At 67.2% G+C, this 15,616-nt stretch carries 14 protein-coding genes; 9 read left to right on the forward strand and 5 right to left on the reverse strand.

The window, feature by feature from the left end; genetic code table 11:
• The first annotated feature begins 44 nt into the window (after positions 1 to 44).
• The 4 genes from Q0795_RS05265 to Q0795_RS05280 are packed head-to-tail and all read left to right on the forward strand — an operon-like array spanning position 45 to position 5,048.
• Complete coding sequence (locus tag Q0795_RS05265; protein ID WP_298887472.1) at positions 45 to 923, forward strand: aldo/keto reductase; 879 nt, start codon at positions 45 to 47, stop codon at positions 921 to 923.
• 39 nt (positions 924 to 962) lie between these two features.
• Positions 963 to 3,320, forward strand: coding sequence for a hypothetical protein (locus Q0795_RS05270; RefSeq protein WP_298887475.1), 2,358 nt, complete (start codon positions 963 to 965; stop codon positions 3,318 to 3,320).
• Positions 3,313 to 3,975: a GNAT family N-acetyltransferase gene (locus Q0795_RS05275; RefSeq protein WP_298887478.1), complete on the forward strand. Its 663-nt coding sequence runs from the start codon at positions 3,313 to 3,315 to the stop codon at positions 3,973 to 3,975. The genes Q0795_RS05270 and Q0795_RS05275 overlap by 8 nt, the downstream gene beginning before the upstream one ends.
• The gene (locus tag Q0795_RS05280) at positions 3,972 to 5,048 is read left to right on the forward strand and encodes an NAD(P)-dependent alcohol dehydrogenase (RefSeq protein ID WP_298887481.1); all 1,077 of its coding nucleotides are present in this window, start codon (positions 3,972 to 3,974) and stop codon (positions 5,046 to 5,048) included. The genes Q0795_RS05275 and Q0795_RS05280 overlap by 4 nt, the downstream gene beginning before the upstream one ends.
• 80 nt (positions 5,049 to 5,128) lie before the next feature.
• Here Q0795_RS05280 and Q0795_RS05285 read toward each other — a convergent pair whose 3' ends face one another.
• On the reverse strand, positions 5,129 to 6,505 hold the full coding sequence (locus Q0795_RS05285) for a deoxyribodipyrimidine photo-lyase (protein WP_298887484.1): 1,377 nt from the start codon (positions 6,503 to 6,505) through the stop codon (positions 5,129 to 5,131).
• Between the two features lie 107 nt (positions 6,506 to 6,612).
• Here Q0795_RS05285 and ald point away from each other — a divergent pair, with 107 nt between their 5' ends.
• Positions 6,613 to 7,728 (forward strand): alanine dehydrogenase, encoded by a 1,116-nt coding sequence (gene ald, locus Q0795_RS05290; protein ID WP_298887487.1) that lies wholly within the window; start codon positions 6,613 to 6,615, stop codon positions 7,726 to 7,728.
• Between the two features lie 439 nt (positions 7,729 to 8,167).
• On the opposite strand, the gene Q0795_RS05295 is transcribed toward ald, so the two are convergent.
• Complete coding sequence (locus Q0795_RS05295) at positions 8,168 to 9,151, reverse strand: polyprenyl synthetase family protein (RefSeq protein ID WP_298887490.1); 984 nt, start codon at positions 9,149 to 9,151, stop codon at positions 8,168 to 8,170.
• Between Q0795_RS05295 and Q0795_RS05300 the strand changes: the two genes are divergently transcribed.
• Positions 9,125 to 9,820 carry a hypothetical protein gene (locus Q0795_RS05300; RefSeq protein ID WP_298887549.1) on the forward strand — a complete coding sequence of 232 codons (696 nt, stop codon included), beginning with the start codon at positions 9,125 to 9,127 and terminating at the stop codon, positions 9,818 to 9,820. The two genes, Q0795_RS05295 and Q0795_RS05300, sit on opposite strands and share 27 nt — an antisense overlap.
• Positions 9,821 to 9,825: 5 nt before the next feature.
• Here Q0795_RS05300 and Q0795_RS05305 read toward each other — a convergent pair whose 3' ends face one another.
• The gene (locus Q0795_RS05305; protein ID WP_298887493.1) at positions 9,826 to 10,593 is read right to left on the reverse strand and encodes a glycosyltransferase; all 768 of its coding nucleotides are present in this window, start codon (positions 10,591 to 10,593) and stop codon (positions 9,826 to 9,828) included.
• The gene (locus Q0795_RS05310; protein WP_298887496.1) at positions 10,590 to 11,243 is read right to left on the reverse strand and encodes a hypothetical protein; all 654 of its coding nucleotides are present in this window, start codon (positions 11,241 to 11,243) and stop codon (positions 10,590 to 10,592) included. Before Q0795_RS05310 ends, Q0795_RS05305 begins: the two co-directional genes overlap by 4 nt.
• 982 nt (positions 11,244 to 12,225) lie before the next feature.
• Here Q0795_RS05310 and Q0795_RS05315 point away from each other — a divergent pair.
• The 3 genes from Q0795_RS05315 (at position 12,226) to Q0795_RS05325 (ending at position 14,145) form a co-directional block, all read left to right on the forward strand.
• Positions 12,226 to 12,669, forward strand: coding sequence for an NUDIX domain-containing protein (locus tag Q0795_RS05315; RefSeq protein ID WP_298887499.1), 444 nt, complete (start codon positions 12,226 to 12,228; stop codon positions 12,667 to 12,669).
• A 369-nt stretch (positions 12,670 to 13,038) separates the two neighbouring features.
• Positions 13,039 to 13,569 (forward strand): hypothetical protein, encoded by a 531-nt coding sequence (locus Q0795_RS05320; protein ID WP_298887501.1) that lies wholly within the window; start codon positions 13,039 to 13,041, stop codon positions 13,567 to 13,569.
• A 192-nt stretch (positions 13,570 to 13,761) separates the two neighbouring features.
• Positions 13,762 to 14,145: a hypothetical protein gene (locus Q0795_RS05325; RefSeq protein ID WP_298887504.1), complete on the forward strand. Its 384-nt coding sequence runs from the start codon at positions 13,762 to 13,764 to the stop codon at positions 14,143 to 14,145.
• Between the two features lie 893 nt (positions 14,146 to 15,038).
• Here the strand turns inward: Q0795_RS05325 and Q0795_RS05330 are convergent.
• Positions 15,039 to 15,616: transposase (locus Q0795_RS05330; protein WP_298887507.1), on the reverse strand; the 578-nt coding region annotated here is incomplete at its 5' end.

Genomic DNA, 15,616 nt, shown 5'->3' on the forward strand with positions numbered 1-15,616 from the left:
TGACTGGCTGAGCGCCCGGGCGACCACCGGCATACGCTCGAGGGATGCACACACGGACTATCGGCAACCCCACCGTCGGCGAGCACCAGGTCGGCGCGATCGGCCTCGGGCTGATGACCTTCGACCAGAGCGGGGAGCAGCCCCGCGAGCAGCTGCTCGACACGGTGCGCGCGGCGCTGGACGCAGGGGTGACCCTGTTCGACACCGCGGACGCCTACGGGCCGGGCGAGAAGGGCGCCGGCGCGCAGGGCGAGAACGAGCGCCTCATCGCCTCGCTGCTCGACGAGCTCGGCGTGCGGGACCAGGTCCTGCTGGCCACCAAGGGCGGGCACGTGCGCACCGACGGCGGCGCCTGGGAGACCGACAGCAGCCACGACTACCTCGTCTCCACCGTCGACGCCAGCCTGGACCGGCTCGGGGTCGAGCAGATCGCCCTGTGGCAGCACCACCGGCCCGACCCGGACACCCCGGACGAGGAGGTCTTCGCGACCCTCAAGGAGATCGCCGACTCCGGCAAGGTCGCCATGATCGGCCTGTCCAACGCCGACCCCGCCCAGATCCGGGCCGCCCACGAGGTGCTCGGGGACGCGCTGGTGAGCGTGCAGAACCAGTTCAGCCCCAAGTTCCGCAGCAGCTTCCCCGAGATCGAGGTCTGCGCCGAGCTGGGCCTGGCCTTCCTGCCCTGGTCGCCGCTGGGTGGGCTGAACGACGCCAAGCAGCTGGCCGAGCACCACCCGGCCTTCGCCGAGGTCGCGCAGGAGCGCGGCGTCAGCCCGCAGCAGGTGGCCCTCGCCTGGGAGCTGGCCCAGTCGCCGGTCGTCATCCCCATCCCCGGGGCCAAGCGTCCCCAGTCGGTCACGGACTCGGCGGCGGCCGCCGACCTGCAGCTGAGCGAGGAGGAGCTGGCCCGCCTGGAGGGCTGAGCCTCCCGCGCGAGCACCGTTGTCGCTAGGCTTCGGCGGATGAGCGCACCGGCGGGCGTGACCGTGGACGTCGACTGGGCGCGCGTGGCGACCGAGTTCCACCGCGACCGTGACGTCATCGCGACGCGGACCGCCATCCAGGCCTCCCGGGTCGACCTCGGCGACTTCACCCGGGCCGTCGAGGGCCTGGTGAGCGGGCCGGACCGCGACCGCGGGCAGGTCACCAGCGCCGTCCGGGGTCTCTGGTCCCAGGCGGCTCGTCAGCCGGGCGCGTCCTTCCTGCTCGGGTTCGCGCTCTACGCCGAGGTGCAGCACGGCTGGGAGCTGAGTGCCGACACCGACAACATGGGCGTGCTCATCGAGGTGGCCCAGGAGACCTGGCTGAGCGCCCGGACGGCCGTCGCCGACGAGCGGGAGCGCGCGCTGGTGGACCTGCTCGTGCGCCATCTCGGCGACCTGCTGGCCGCCTTCGAGATGGAGAACGGTCTCAACTGCTCGTGCGCGATGGAGACCATCCAGGCCGCCGGGCAGGTCGCCGACGGCACGGCGGCCGTGCTCGCCGAGCTGGATGCGCTCACCGCCGGCGCGGCCCCGCTCACCGACGGGGTGTCGGGCTCCGGGTCCGGCCGCGGGGTCGGCGCCGCACCCGTGACCCCGGCCGGGCTGCTCCGTCGCGTGCTCGAGGCCCACCACCTCTACTTCGACGGCGTCCGGCTCTCGGCCCAGACCATCCTCGAGCACGTGCTCGGGGAGGTCGAGGTCGAGGAGGTCGAGGCACGGGCGGCCGCGCTGCAGCAGGCCCTGGTGGACGAGCGGCTGGCGGTCGACGTCTACCAGAGCGAGCTGCGCGCGCACGTCATGGCGCTCACCGCCCTGGCCGCGCGGCTGCGGTCGACGGCGCTGTCCGGGCTGACCTTCCCGGGCCTCAAGGTGACCTATGTCGTGCCCTTCACCGCCCGCGGTGCCACCGACAACCTGGCGCGGGACAACGAGAGGCTGGTCGCCGCCGTGCGCCGCAACGGCCACCGGCTCATCGGCACCGGCCCGCTGGCCCCGCTCCAGGTGCGCGACCTCGAGCTCAGCGACATCTGGAGCCACGGCCGCGACGAGGTCTTCAGCGAGTCCACGGACTCCGAGCTCGAGCCGACGGCATACCAGGTCGTCACCGCGGTCCTGCCGGACCTGTGGATCCAGCCGCGCGCACCCGGTCTGCCCCGGCTCGGGCCGTACCGCGTCGAGATCCGCTTCTCCTCCTTCGGCAACCACCACGTGCGCGTCAGCGGCCCGGTGCAGCCGGCCGACGACGACCGCCCGCCCGGCTACCACGACCTCAACCAGGCGCTGCGCCGCGGGTCCGGCTTCATGGGCGCCGAGGACGTGGTGCTCGACTCCGGCGGTCGGGTCCACGGGTCGGTGGGGCAGCTCGCCGCGGCCGTGGTCGAGATGGTGTCCGGGTGGGACGACCTGCTCGAGGTCCGCAAGCTGCGCTGCCACGTCGACCCGGCCATCGACACGCACGCCCTCATCACCATGCCCGAGGCGCTCGTGCGGACCCCGGGGGAGGCCGGCGTCCCGCCCCGCTCCGTCGAGGCCACCGGGGAGCAGATCCTGGACGCGGTCGGCCCGCTGCTGCTCATCCCTGCCGAGCGCACCGCCGCCGGGCTGGAGGAGTGGCTGCGGTATGCCGACCCCGGGCTCGACGCCGACATCCCCAACTTCCTCGGTCAGCTCGCGCCGCTGGACTCCCTCGCCGTGCAGACCGCCCGCAGCACGTGCCTCTACACCCCGGGGCTGCCGGACTGGTCCCTGCTCGGCACCAGCGAGCTCATCGAGTTCGTGGTGTCGTCGCGGGCGCTCATCCGGCAGTGGAACAACCACCTGCAGGAGGCGGTGGACGTGGCGACGACGATGCTGCGGAGGCGGCTCGCCGGGGAGTCGCTCAAGACCGACGAGGTGCGCCTGCTGCGGCTGCGCCTGGCCGACCACGGGGCCCTCATCCGGCAGCAGCGGGCCCTCCTGCACTCCGAGGAGCTGGCCCGCTCCCCCGGGCACCGGCACATCCTGGACAACCTGCTGCACACGAGCGGGGCCTCGCGGCTGGAGGCCGAGCTCGCGACGAGCATCAGCGAGCTGGACGAGCTCTACACCCAGCTGGGTGACGACGCCGCCGCGGTGGAGGAGGCCCGCACCGCGTCCTACCAGAACCTCGTCGGGCTCATCCTTTTCGTCCTCGCGCTCTTCTCCCTCGCCGACCTCTTCGGCTTCGTCAACGACTCGGTCTTTCCCGCCCGCACGCCGCCGGCGGTCGTGGCCGCGGAGCTGGTCACCTATGCTCTGGCCATCGTCGGCCTGGCGGTGTGGGGAGTCATCGGATACCGCAGGAGCACGCGTGGTTGAGCTGGTCGAGAGCGGTATGACGTCCGAGCAGGTGTGGCGTGACTGCTACGCCCAGGTGCTCGCCCCGTCGTTCCCCGCCGACGAGCTGGTCGGCGAGGACGACTTCGTCGCCGCGTGCCGGCGCCCCACCAGCCAGGTGGTCCTCGCCCTCGAGGACGGCGAGCCGGTGGGGGTGTCGGTGGTCGACGCCGCCGCCCCGGACGCGCCGGTGGCGCTGCTGTCCTACCTCGCCACGCACCCCACCCGCCGCGCCGGCGGGGTCGGGTCCCGGCTCATGGAGCGCCTGCGGGCCGCGGGGCCGATGCTGCTCGTCGAGATCGAGGACCCCCGGGCGCACGACGACCGCGGTTTCGGCGACCCCTGGCGGCGCATCGAGTTCTACCGCCGGCAGGGGGTGCGAGCCCTGGACGTGCCGTTTTTCCAGCCGCCCGTCGCGCCCGGTCGACCCCGGGTCGAGGGGATGCTGCTCGGCGTGCTCACCCCGGGACCCGTCCCCGAGCGCGTCGACGCCGGGCCGGTCCGGGCCTACCTCACCGACTACCTGAGCGGCTCCGGCGAGGACCTGCGCGCGGCCCCGGCGAGCACCTTGCTGGACGCCCTGGACGGGCAGACGGTGCCCGTCATCGACCTGCCCACCACCGAGGAGACGACATGAGCGACACCCCCACCCTGCCCGCCGAGATGACCGCCAGCGTGCTGACGGGCGTCGGCTCCATCGTGCTGGAGCAGCGGCCCGTGCCGCAGCCCGCGCCCGACGAGGTACTCGTCCGGGTCGCGAGCGTCGGCGTGTGCGGGTCGGACGTCCACTACTACGAGCACGGGCGCATCGGTGAGTACGTCGTCGAGGAGCCGCTGATCCTCGGCCACGAGCTGAGCGGCACGGTCGTGGCGGTGGGCAGGGACGTCGACCCTGGCCGGGTCGGCGAGCGGGTCGCCGTGGAGCCACAGCGGCCGTGCAGGGTCTGCGACTTCTGCAAGGCCGGGGACTACAACCTGTGTCCGTCGATGGAGTTCTACGCCACCCCGCCGGTCGACGGGGCGTTCTGCGAGTACGTCGTCATCCAGGCCGACTTCGCCTTCGCCCTGCCCGACTCGATCAGCGACCACGCCGGCGCCCTGCTGGAGCCGCTCTCGGTCGGCATCGCGGCCGCGCAGAAGGGCGGCATCAAGGTCGGTGACCGCGTGCTCATCGCGGGAGGTGGCCCCATCGGCATCCTCACCGCCCAGGTGGCCCGGGCCTACGGCGCCGCGGAGGTCGTGCTCACCGACCTCGACCCCGCCCGCCGCGAGCTGGCCGCGCGCTACGGCGTGACCCGCGTCATCGACCCGAGGCAGGAGTCGCTCGAGGGCCTGGACGCCCATGTCTTCGTCGACGCCACCGGGGCCGTCCCCGCCATCAGCTCGGGCATCCGCGCGACCCGTCCCGGCGGCACGGTGGTGCTCGTCGGAAGCGCCGACGAGATCCCGCTCTCGGTGCCCGACGTGGCCATGCGCGAGCTCAACGTCACCGGGGTCTTCCGCTACACCGGCACCTGGCCCATCGCCCGCGAGCTGGTCCGCAGCGGCCAGGTCGAGGTGGACTCCCTCGTGACGCACGTCTTCGGTCTGGAGCAGGTGGAGGAGGCGCTCTCCGGCGACGGCGCCCAGGACAGCCTCAAGCGCATCGTCCTGCCGGGCGTGAGGCGCGTGGAGGACCCGGTCGCCGTCGCCCAGGGCGAGCATCGTTGAGCACCCGCGTCGCGGACCGGAGCCTGCCCACCCGCGCCCGACCCTCCTGAGCACCGCTCCGCCGACCGGCGCGGTGGCGCTCAGCGGCGTGCGGCGTCATACCTGCTCAGCGCCTCCTTGCGCTCCTCGGCGTGGTCGACGATGGGCGGCGGGTAGTCGTGCTCGTAGCCGTCGTCGGCCTTCCACGGCTGGTGCGCGGACTTGCCGGAGAGGTGGCGCAGCTCGGGCACCCAGCGCCGCACGTAGTCGCCGCTCGGGTCGAACTTCTCGCCCTGGGTGACCGGGTTGAAGACGCGGAAGTAGGGCGAGGCGTCGGTGCCCGTGCCCGCGACCCACTGCCAGCCGTGGTTGTTGCTCGCGATGTCGCCGTCGACGAGGCGGTCGAGGAACCAGCGCGCGCCGGTCGGCCACCAGACGTGCAGGTCCTTGGTGAGGAAGCTCGCGGTGATCATCCGCACCCGGTTGTGCATCCAGCCGACCTCGCGCAGCTGCCGCATCCCCGCGTCGACGATCGGGTAGCCCGTCCGCCCGTCCTTCCACGCCTCGATGGCGTCCTGCGGCTCGTCATAACGCATGCCGGGCAGCGCGTCGCGCAGGTCGTGCCAGGCGCTGCGCGGGTTCTGCGCGAGGACGTCGCCGTAGAACTCGCGCCAGGCGATCTCCTGCTCGAAGGTCTGCGCCCCCTGCGACCGTTTGTCGGCGAGGTCGGCCAGGATCGTCCGTGGGTGGATCGCGCCGATCTTGAGGTAGGCCGACAGCCGGCTCGTGCCGTCGATCGCCGGCTTGTCGCGGTCGCCGTCGTAGTCGTCGAGCGCCTCGTCGCGGAAGTCGCGCCAGCGGGCCAGCGCGGCCTTCTCCCCCGCCTCGGGCATCTGCGGCAGGTCGTCCTCCCCGAGCGCCTTCTCGAGCATGTCGAGCGCCTTCTGGTGGCTGTCGGCCTCCACCAGGTCCAGGGAGCGCGGGTATGCCGCGGGCTCGGGCCACCCGTGCTCGCGCCAGGCGCGGTGGAAGGGGGTGTAGACCTTGTAGGGATCCCCCGAGCCGTTGCGCACCAGGCCGGGGCCGACGGCATAAGGGGTGCCGGTCTCGACCCACTCGACGTCCTTGTCAGCCAGCGCGTCCTGCACCTGCTTGTCGCGGCGCCGACCCGCGGGGGTGACCTCGCGGGTGACATGCACCGAGCCGGCTCCGACCTCCGTGGCCACGGCGGGCACGACCTTGGCGGGCTCGCCGTGCCGGATGACGAGGCGCCCGTCGAAGTCTTCCTGGGCGGCCTCGAGGCTGGCGGCCAGCCAGGCGCGTCGCACCGGCCCGCCCCGCTCCCAGAGGTAGGGGTCGACAACAAAAAGTACGCAGAGGTCTCCGTTGCCCTTGTCATCGGAGGCGTCCCGGGCGGCGAGCAGCGCGGGGTGGTCGCCGCGGCGCAGGTCGCGGCGCAGCCAGAGCAGGGCGGTCATGTCGTCACCGGTGCCGAGGTCATACCTCGACCCTAGATCGGCGCACCGACAGGGGCGACCCGCGAGGGCGGGATGCGCCGGACCTGCGTGAACGGCATAGTGGGCCCATGAAGATCGCCGTGCCGACCGAGGTCAAGAACAACGAGTTCCGGGTGGCCATCACCCCGGTGGGGGTGCACGAGCTGGTGCACCGCGGGCACGAGGTCTTCGTGCAGCAGGGGGCCGGGCTCGGGTCCTCGATCAGCGACGAGGAGTACGTCGCACAGGGCGCGACGATCGTCGACGGGCCGGACGCGACCTGGGCGGCCGGTGAGATGGTGCTCAAGGTCAAGGAGCCGATCGAGAGCGAGTACGCCTACCTGCGCGACGACCTGCTGCTGTTCACCTTCCTGCACCTGGCGGCGGACGAGCCGCTGACCCGGCGGCTGGTGGAGGCAGGCACGACGGCCGTGGCCTACGAGACGGTGCAGCTGGACAGCGGGATGCTGCCGCTGCTCTACCCGATGTCGGAGGTCGCGGGCTGCCTCGCGCCGCAGGTCGGGGCACACACGATGATGAAGGCCCAGGGCGGCCGCGGCGTCCTCATGGGCGGGATCGGCGGCGTCGCGAACGCCAAGGTGCTCGTCCTCGGCGGCGGTGTCGCGGGTCAGAACGCCGCCAACATCGCGCTCGGCATGGGCGCCGACGTCACCATCCTCGACACCGACCTCGACAAGCTGCGCACCCTCTTCTGGCGCTTCGACAACCAGGTCAAGCAGCTGGCCTCCAACAACCTCACGATCACCGATCTGGTGCCGGAGGCCGACATGATCATCGGCACGGTCCTCATCCCCGGGGCCAAGGCACCCAAGCTCGTGACGGACGACATGGTGGCGACGATGAAGCCGGGCTCGGTACTCGTCGACGTGGCCATCGACCAGGGCGGCTGCTTCGAGGGCTCGCGCCCCACCACCCACGCCGAGCCGACCTTCCCTGTGCACAACTCGCTCTACTACTGCGTCGCCAACATGCCGGGCGCTGTGCCGCATACCTCCACCTGGGCACTCACCAACGCCACCCTCCCGTATGCCGTGCAGCTCGCGGACAAGGGCTGGGAGCAGGCGCTGCGGGACAACGCGGCGTTGGCGAAGGGGCTCAACGCGCACGCCAACCAGTTGACCTACCGTGCCGTCGGTGAGGCGTTCGGTATGGAGTCGGTCGCCGTGGAGGACGTGCTCGGCTGAGTCGTCCTACCGAGGCATGCGGAACACCACCGAATCCTGGGAGCCACGCACCTGGAAGAGCAGCACGTTCGTCATTGGTGCACATGGTTTGAGAAGCACTCAACAGGCACGCAACTGCGGGGTCGTGACAGACCGGATCTGCCGAGAGTCGGATGCTTGGGGGTACCGACATGGAGTGGGCATGGCACGCGCCGCAGGCCATCACAACGGCCGGGCGGCGCAAGCATGTTGCGCATTGTGGTCCGTGGCGGCCGTGACGCGCCGGCTGTGGAAGTGCCGACTGATGCACCAATGATCGCGGTGGCTACCCCGTTTGTGACTAGCCCGCTTCCGCACCCTCAACGGATCTTGCTGCAATCCGATAAAGCAGTTGCATTAAGGAACTTAGTGACGCAGGCTGACCCCCCTACCCAACATAGTTTAGAGGTATGAGAGAAAACTAAAGGGGCGCTTCCTGGTCGCTCACAATGTGGTGGAGGTCCCCGGACAATACCTCCAGCAGATCCCGCGGGAGGTCTATTGTGCTCGCTCGAGATAATGCTCGTTCGAGCATTAAATTTGCCTCCATCTGCACATCGACCACCGCTTGCCTCAACGCCGTCTCTTCCACAGATCGAACATCAACCTGGCTCTTCCGTAGCGCGACGGCGACCGAACTATGCCGGCCCAGGCGCAAGTCACTGCCGAAATTGCCACGACCCTCGTCAACGGTCACATTTCTCACGTCGTTGCATAATTGAAAATAGGTGCCTAAGTCTTCACCTATGCCCATCCTGGCATTCACCGCCTGGTCATCCAGTCCGGCGCAGACGGCCCCCACGCCGAATGCCAACGCAACCAACGAACCTGTCTTTTCCCGAGCGGCATCGGAAAGACTCGTTCCACGCGCAAGCAGCACCCCACCCACATCCAGCGCCTGGCCACGCGCCATTCTCTCGTAACAACGCACTGCAAGACGCATCGCCCGAGGGTCAGCAAACTCGTCGAATGTCCTGAGGCTTCTTGAGAGCATCACATCGGCTACCGCCAGCGCCCTTGCCACGCCAATTCGGGCATGAAGGGCAGGCAACTGCCGCCGAACCTTGTCATCATCCTGGATGTCGTCACGAATCACCGACGCCCTGTGGAGCGACTCCACCGCCACAGCGAGCCGGTAGCTCGCCTCCGACATATCGGCAGAGCGCACGACCAGAATGCCCCGATTCAAGCGCCCACTGCGCGGCAACTCCTCTGCTAGGGTGCGGCCGAGCCCCCAGAGACCCAGGCACTCTTCGTAGCGAGTTAGCAGGCGCGCATGGACATCCTTCAACGGACCCCTCCCGGACCGCAGGCCGCTAAGCTCCGCGGGGCTGCTGCCCTGACCGTTGTATCTATCGGCTTCCTCATACTGCCTAGTATGGCTGCCCGCGCCATCGCACGCCACAACGGCCGGCGGAGCGATGCTGGCACGAATTCGGCCAGCCCACCTGGCCCTGTGGGCTGGCCGCGTGCGGGTGGTGCGTTACCACCCTACAAGACCGCCATCGCCGCATTCTATGCATTGTGCCTTGGAAAGGGGGCAGACTCTGCTCTTCAGTACTTCAATCAAGACCCCCTAATTTTGAACGGGAGCGAACTCATCCCGTCACCGAGCGAAGCACAACTGGTGACCATGCTGCAGGCTCTAGGCTTCTTCATATGGATCTCCCTATTCTTCATTTCTAATGTTCATCTGTACTTATCTACTCCATCCGCGCGTCCAAGCTTGCGGGTCCTGTCATACGTGGTCTTGGCAGCCGCATTCATAGCGTTCTACTTTTTCGCCGCGACTATCGGATCCCCTTCTCGGGCCCAGTTGGGTCCAATCCTCGCGATCCTCGCCCTCGACACGATTTATCCTTTGTCGCTGGGGGGTCTTTCGATGCAGCGTCGGCTATTGTGGGTTGGGCGGGGAATAGCGCAATCTGCCGCAATTGCAGTCTTGTTCTCGCTCGCGTCAAATGACGACCTGGAGCGTTGGTGGTGGGCTGTGCTTTTCGCCGGAGTGATGATCATCCAACTAGTGATAATCGCGCCCCTGGAAACTCGACTGCACGCCAGTGGGTCTGAGTGAGGGTGTCAGGGGCTGTTGTCAGAACCCCATAGGCCAAAAGGGTAGTTTACCTTGTCTTTGGGTGTGGGGCCGATGATCCAAGAGCGGAGGAAGGCTGTTACCCAGATGCGAACCAGTCGCACCGGCGAAATAATGTCAAGGCGCCGTGAAGATGCTTGGACTGCGACACCATGAAGCAGGAATGGTCGCGCGCCCACCTTTCGCGCTCGAAGCCCGAAATCCGTGTCTTCACCCAGCGCGAACCCCTCTGCAAAGCCGCCAACCGCTTCCAAGGTGTCCAAGCTGGTGTAGATAAAGTCCCCGTTGGTTACCGGTACACCTACTGTGACGGCGAGACGCATTAGTCCGTGAATCACCCATAGCAGAAGTTGCGTAGCGAGGGTGGGGTGGTCCGCGTAGTGCCTCGCGGCAGCGACATACCTAGGGCCCAGGTCCTTGGCAAGTAGGACGGCCATCGCGTCTGGCCTCAGCACGGTATCCGCATCGAGGAACAGGACAGCGGGTGTCTCGACGGCCTGCCAACCCACATTGCGCTGGCGCCCCACGTCTTGTACCGACGTTTCGATCACATCTATATGCAATCTATTGCTGTTATATTTCTTCGCTATCTCACGGGTGGCATCGTTGGGGCTGGCATCAACGACGATTACGCGAGGAAGCGTCGACAGCCCGACCTGCGCCTCAAGCGATCGCAGAAGCGCCCCAAGGTACCGATCTTCATTGAGTGTTGGAATAACGATGGTGACCCGCGTGTCTACCGTCGGTCTTTTCACACCTTGGCTCCGCCCAGGTGGGGTGCCCGGCCGAGCAACCAGACGTATAGCAAGTCAAAAATCAGGCATCCAATCCCCAAGATTAGAATGTGGGTCTCGACCGCACCTATATAACCAGCTGATATCGTAACGGCGAGAGTTCCCAGAAGCTTGCACCATGCCGCTGTAAGGCTCTGTCCTAAACGGGTGCGTCGGCTCAAGAGGAGGACGATGAAGGCGCCGGACATATACAGATTCTGGATGAAGGCGGACAGTCTCGCACCATTTTCAGGGTCGGTGGCTAGCAGAATGGCGAACTGATACGCGAGAGCGCCAAGGATCAGCCCCATGAGCACGCTGAACCGCTGCTTCGGAGAAGTAAGATGGAGTGTGTCTGGGAAATACTTCGCAACCTGCCAGAGAATACCAATGTCAAGGATCAACCAGAGGCCGTTCACAACGGTTTGAAGGTGAATATCTGTGCCATAATCTCTCCAGTAGATCACCCCACCGGTGAAATAGAGCAACTCCCATGTGAGGTTTAGACACGCAGCAAGCGCCGGCATACCGAAGGTTCGGTCACGGACCGAGGCCCGCCAAATTAAAAGATAAGCTGCAGTCCATAGCCCGCCACTCAGCAACGGCAAGGCATCATCGATCACGGCGAGCATAGCGACTGATCCACTTGCTGCCGACGTGCATCTAACGTGCCTCTTTCCAGGGGACCAAGTAGGCTCCATGCCACGAGGGGCGATCTCTCAAGCGCCCCCACGTAGCCAGGTTCTGCCAGACCTGCTGAGGCGGGCGGGCTGGCACGGCGGGCCGACGCAGACGGTGACATCACAACCGAACTGTAGCCTGCCTTGTTCTGACGCGCTGTCCCATTGCCCGGCCTGTAACGAGTGCGGTCTGGGATGGCCGCAAGGGGTTGAACCCCAGGCGTGCGGTAGCTATGACGCGGTTCTCTTACTTTGCCGTGGCTGACATCGACCGGGTGCGGGGCATTGTGACCTGCCGCATGCAGTGTTTAGAAATGGCGATTCTCGCCGGGTTGAAGAGGCTGACATCGGCCAACATGGGTACTGGCGCGGCGAGGGCGGGCGCCCGAATGCGTTTCACTTGTTGCTGTTTCGAGTTAGGGAGGGCAGTGAAAGGCGGCATAAATTGCAATTTGAGGAGGAGCTGCAATGCGGGATTTTGGGGTAAGAGTCCCTGGGGTTGTGGGGTTTGGGGAGTGGGTGTGGCTCTGTGACGTAGAGAGGTCATCGGCGAGATGCTCGATGTGTAGCGCCAAATGCTCACCGGAGGGATCTCATTGATGACCCTTCCCCAGTCTGCCGTGGAGCGCGGGTGGGACGCTCCGGAGAGCCGTGACCGATGGCACCGTGAAACGGACCAAGCCGTAGCCGTCCTGCGGTGGGAGGTCTCCACCTTCGCAGAGGTCAGAGGCGGACGGAACTGAGCAGCCGTCCGCGTCCGGATCTGCCGCGCGGAGGACGGCTACGCTCGTCCGACTTTGCCGCACTGAGCGTGGCCGCACGCTACTGCCGCCTCCGGTGTCACTCTCAAAATGGCCGCGAGCCTCTCAACCCTGAGACCCAAGGGGCCGCCAGTCGGCCGGCCTGGCCGCGGTGCAGGGGTAGCGTTCCCTGGGTGCACTTCACCGAGTTCGATACCCGCCTGGCTGCCTACGGGTTGCTCATCTCAGACGACGACCAGCTCCTGCTGACCTGGTTCAACGGGGGCGGCCGCGCAGAGCCCGGGTGGACAATGCCCGGCGGAGGCGTCGAGTTCGATGAGTCCATCAACGATGCTGTCGCGCGAGAGGTGTTCGAAGAGACCGGGTACACCGTGGACGTGGGCGACATCGTCGCCGAGCACCACTTCACCCTGCCTCGCCAGGGCACCCGCCGCCCCATGCGATCCCAGCGGTTCCTCCTCACGGCCACCATCACCGACGGCGAACTCGGGACGACCGAGACCGACGGCACGACCGACTTCGCCGCCTGGGTCCCCCTGGGCGAGGTCACCGCTCTGCATCCACGGGCCGACATCATCGAGCTCGCCCTGGACGTCCTGCGGCAACGAAACTACTGATCAGACAAGGCGTCGTCACAGCCCTCGAAAAGACCAGCAGACGACTGTCCGCTCGGGCTAGTCTCGCTACCGATGCCTCCCGAACCTTTCGCCGTGCTGCGCCCGCCAACAACCCTGCCTCCGGACGCATCGCCCTAGCAGCCGGATTCATCCAAGAGGGACTAGAGCGAAAGAAGTTCCTCGTCGACGGGGAGCGCGTGGACGTGCTGACCTACGGACGCCTGCGCACCGACCCACCACCCAACACCCCAGACCTGCCCCTCACCGCCTCCTAGACCACCGGGAAAGACCATCCGGAAATGCCGCGGATCGCAGGTAGGCGATACGGCGCACACTGATAATCTCCGAGCGGTGGAGGAGAGTGAAGTCATGCCAGCACCGAAGGTGCCGCCGCCATCGCAGCGCGGACGGTTGTCGCACGAGGAAGCTGTCCGCGTGCTGCATCATCAGGCCAGGCAAGGGCGTGTTCTCGGCATAGCCGGAACTGTTCTCGTGCCGGTGGCACTGGGTGTTCCCGTTGCGGTCTTTGGCCCCGGGGGAGGCCGAGGGTGGCCCGCGACTTTGCTCATCTTGACGGCTTACGTCGTCGTGCTCGGCGGGCTACTGTGGCTGATCAAGGGGCGATCTGGGCTGAAGACGATGAATGCGGCGTTGAAGACCGATACCCTCACCCAGGCTCAATTGACCAAATATTTTCCGCCTGATGTCGTCGTTGTCAGTTTGTCGGAAACGGAACAGCTCACCTGGCGTGTCACCAGACGCAATGACAGACCATTGAAGGCAGGAACACCTCTTTGGGTCACAGAGCCAGCCTCAGTGGGAGAGCGTCCCTCACTGATCGCTGAACGCGACGGCGAGGTTGTCATCTTGTGGCCCAACACGACCGCCCGGCGAGCGTAGTCGGCCGCAATGGCCTCTGGCCGCACCTCGCTGTCACTGCAGGCAGCGCCTCTTCGCGCATGAGTCAGGCAAAAACATGATCCGCTCGACTCTAGGAAAAGGCATGGCATGGTGAAGGGCGGCCATGTGCGTGCCACTATGGGTTATCCTCCCAATGTCAATCTTGCGCGACCCTGAAGGATGGGCCACCCAATGCCGGCCAGCTCCCGCCACAACTACGCGACACTCCTCGTGTTGCTGCTTCTGGTGATCCCCTTCACCATGATCACGGACCCGCTCTCCGACATGGGCCACAAGGCCTGGATCGTGGCGCTCTCGATCTTCGTCGCCGCCGTATGGCGTGTTGGCGTCGTTCGATGGGGTCTAGGTGCTTCTCTGCTGGCCGCCGGTGCCGCCGTCCCGGTACTTGTGGTGGTTCAGGCTGCCCTGTTGCTTGACGTGTGGCCCGTGCCCGAAGGCTCAACCGGTGTGTTCGCGCTGGCGTTTCCTATGTGGATCGTGGTGGTCACGCTGACAGTTGGCGGTGCCTTGCACCTACTGCAGAAGCACCGTCACCTCCAAGCCCAGACATCCTGATCTGCCGCCAGGAGGACGCTAGCCTTCGGCGCGTCCGACATTGCCGCCAGGAGGACGCTAGCCTTCGGCGCGTCCGACATTGCCGCCGGTCGGCTGCTTGGGCGCGTAGGTGCACATACCAGCACCCTGAAGGCAAGTCCGAGTCACGCCGGAATGCGGGTATGCCGCCTTCGGAGGACGGCCGCAATTGCCCAGCAGAGGCCGGCGACGACAAGGAAGCCGCCCCCAACCACGCTCCGGGGCAGGGTGATGTCCCCCAGGATGAGAGCAACACCAAAGAGCACCGTAGCCAACGCGATGAGCAGTCCCTGAATCAGATCTACGGCCCGTGGGTTCATGGCAGACACGCATCCACTCCAGTTGGTTGATTCGTAGCGGGCCTGGCCCGTCACGTGCACACTAGTGCCGGGAGCGGGCCTGACAGGGGGTAACCCGAACTCGCGCGCCCAGGCGGCTCACCACGCGATGTAGGACCTTCCCAGCCAGGCGTCTCGGTATGAGGATCTGCCGTGGGGCGTGAAGGCCCGCCGGGGGTTGGAGCGCGGACGACGACCTATGGGTGCCGACGGCTGTTCCTGACCATCAAGAAGGCCCACAGGCATAGAACGATGAACGCAGTGATCCACCCGAGAGGCGCGAGCACTGAGTCAGAGTAGGTACCGCCGAGCACCAACGGAGGGACGAGAAGTCCGATCCAGACCCACCTCAACCTGCCGGACTCGATAGCGCTGCCCATTGCGTCGACCTCTCCCCGATCAGTCAGGGCGTGCGCGTCGCGCACACGCCGCTGCCACGGTAGTCGAGCGGCAAGCCCGGCTCCAGTGCGACTCGGGTCTCGGCGGGCGCGCGCATCTGGTTCCCCTCTGTGTCAAGGGCCCCGGTGCCGTCGCTTTCTAGGGTGCGCCGCCGCTGGTCGCCGTCAAGGTCGTTCGTCCGGTGGGGCGCTGCACCTTGACGGCTCCGGCACGGCGACGCGATGTGGCCGCTGCCGGGACCGGGTGGGGCTGGTCGCGGGGGCCGGGCGGGGGTAGCGTCGGGTGTGCGGGTCCGGGAAGTGGCTGATCCGAAGTGCCGATGTGCGGGGGAAGGTCGGTCGCGCTGGATACCTCAGACGCCCCGCAGTGCCCTCCCGGACCCGCCTCGACGTCTGGGTCTCGAAGCGACATGGCGTCGGCGAGGAGCTGGCGGTACACCACGTCGGACAGGCGCCGTTTGAGCGCGCGCAGCGCCTCCATCGATGTCTTGCCGTCGGCGACCTTGCGGTCGAAGTAGGCCCGGCCCTCGGTGACGTTGCGCAGCTGCACGGTCGCGGCGATATGCAGCACGTGGTTCATCCGCCTGTTCCCCGCCCGGGACAGGCGGTGGCGGACCTGCTGCCCAGAAGAGGCGTCCAGCGGTGCGGTCCCGGTCCAGGACGCGAACCGCGCCCGGGTGGGGAACCGGGCGACGTCGCCGACATCGGCCAGGATCC

It is taken from the genome of uncultured Serinicoccus sp., from assembly GCF_947487915.1.
Lineage (GTDB): Bacteria > Actinomycetota > Actinomycetes > Actinomycetales > Dermatophilaceae > Ornithinicoccus.

What these genes read in the sequence shown, in the direction of transcription:
- Q0795_RS05265 (WP_298887472.1), top strand. Translation starts at nt 45, where the DNA reads ATGCACACACGGACTATCGGCAACCCCACCGTCGGCGAGCACCAGGTC.
- Q0795_RS05270 (WP_298887475.1), top strand. Translation starts at nt 963, where the DNA reads ATGAGCGCACCGGCGGGCGTGACCGTGGACGTCGACTGGGCGCGCGTG.
- Q0795_RS05280 (WP_298887481.1), top strand. Translation starts at nt 3,972, where the DNA reads ATGAGCGACACCCCCACCCTGCCCGCCGAGATGACCGCCAGCGTGCTG.
- Q0795_RS05285 (WP_298887484.1), bottom strand. Translation starts at nt 6,505, where the DNA reads ATGACCGCCCTGCTCTGGCTGCGCCGCGACCTGCGCCGCGGCGACCAC.
- ald (WP_298887487.1), top strand. Translation starts at nt 6,613, where the DNA reads ATGAAGATCGCCGTGCCGACCGAGGTCAAGAACAACGAGTTCCGGGTG.
- Q0795_RS05300 (WP_298887549.1), top strand. Translation starts at nt 9,125, where the DNA reads ATGGCTGCCCGCGCCATCGCACGCCACAACGGCCGGCGGAGCGATGCT.
- Q0795_RS05310 (WP_298887496.1), bottom strand. Translation starts at nt 11,243, where the DNA reads ATGCTCGCCGTGATCGATGATGCCTTGCCGTTGCTGAGTGGCGGGCTA.
- Q0795_RS05320 (WP_298887501.1), top strand. Translation starts at nt 13,039, where the DNA reads ATGCCAGCACCGAAGGTGCCGCCGCCATCGCAGCGCGGACGGTTGTCG.
- Q0795_RS05325 (WP_298887504.1), top strand. Translation starts at nt 13,762, where the DNA reads ATGCCGGCCAGCTCCCGCCACAACTACGCGACACTCCTCGTGTTGCTG.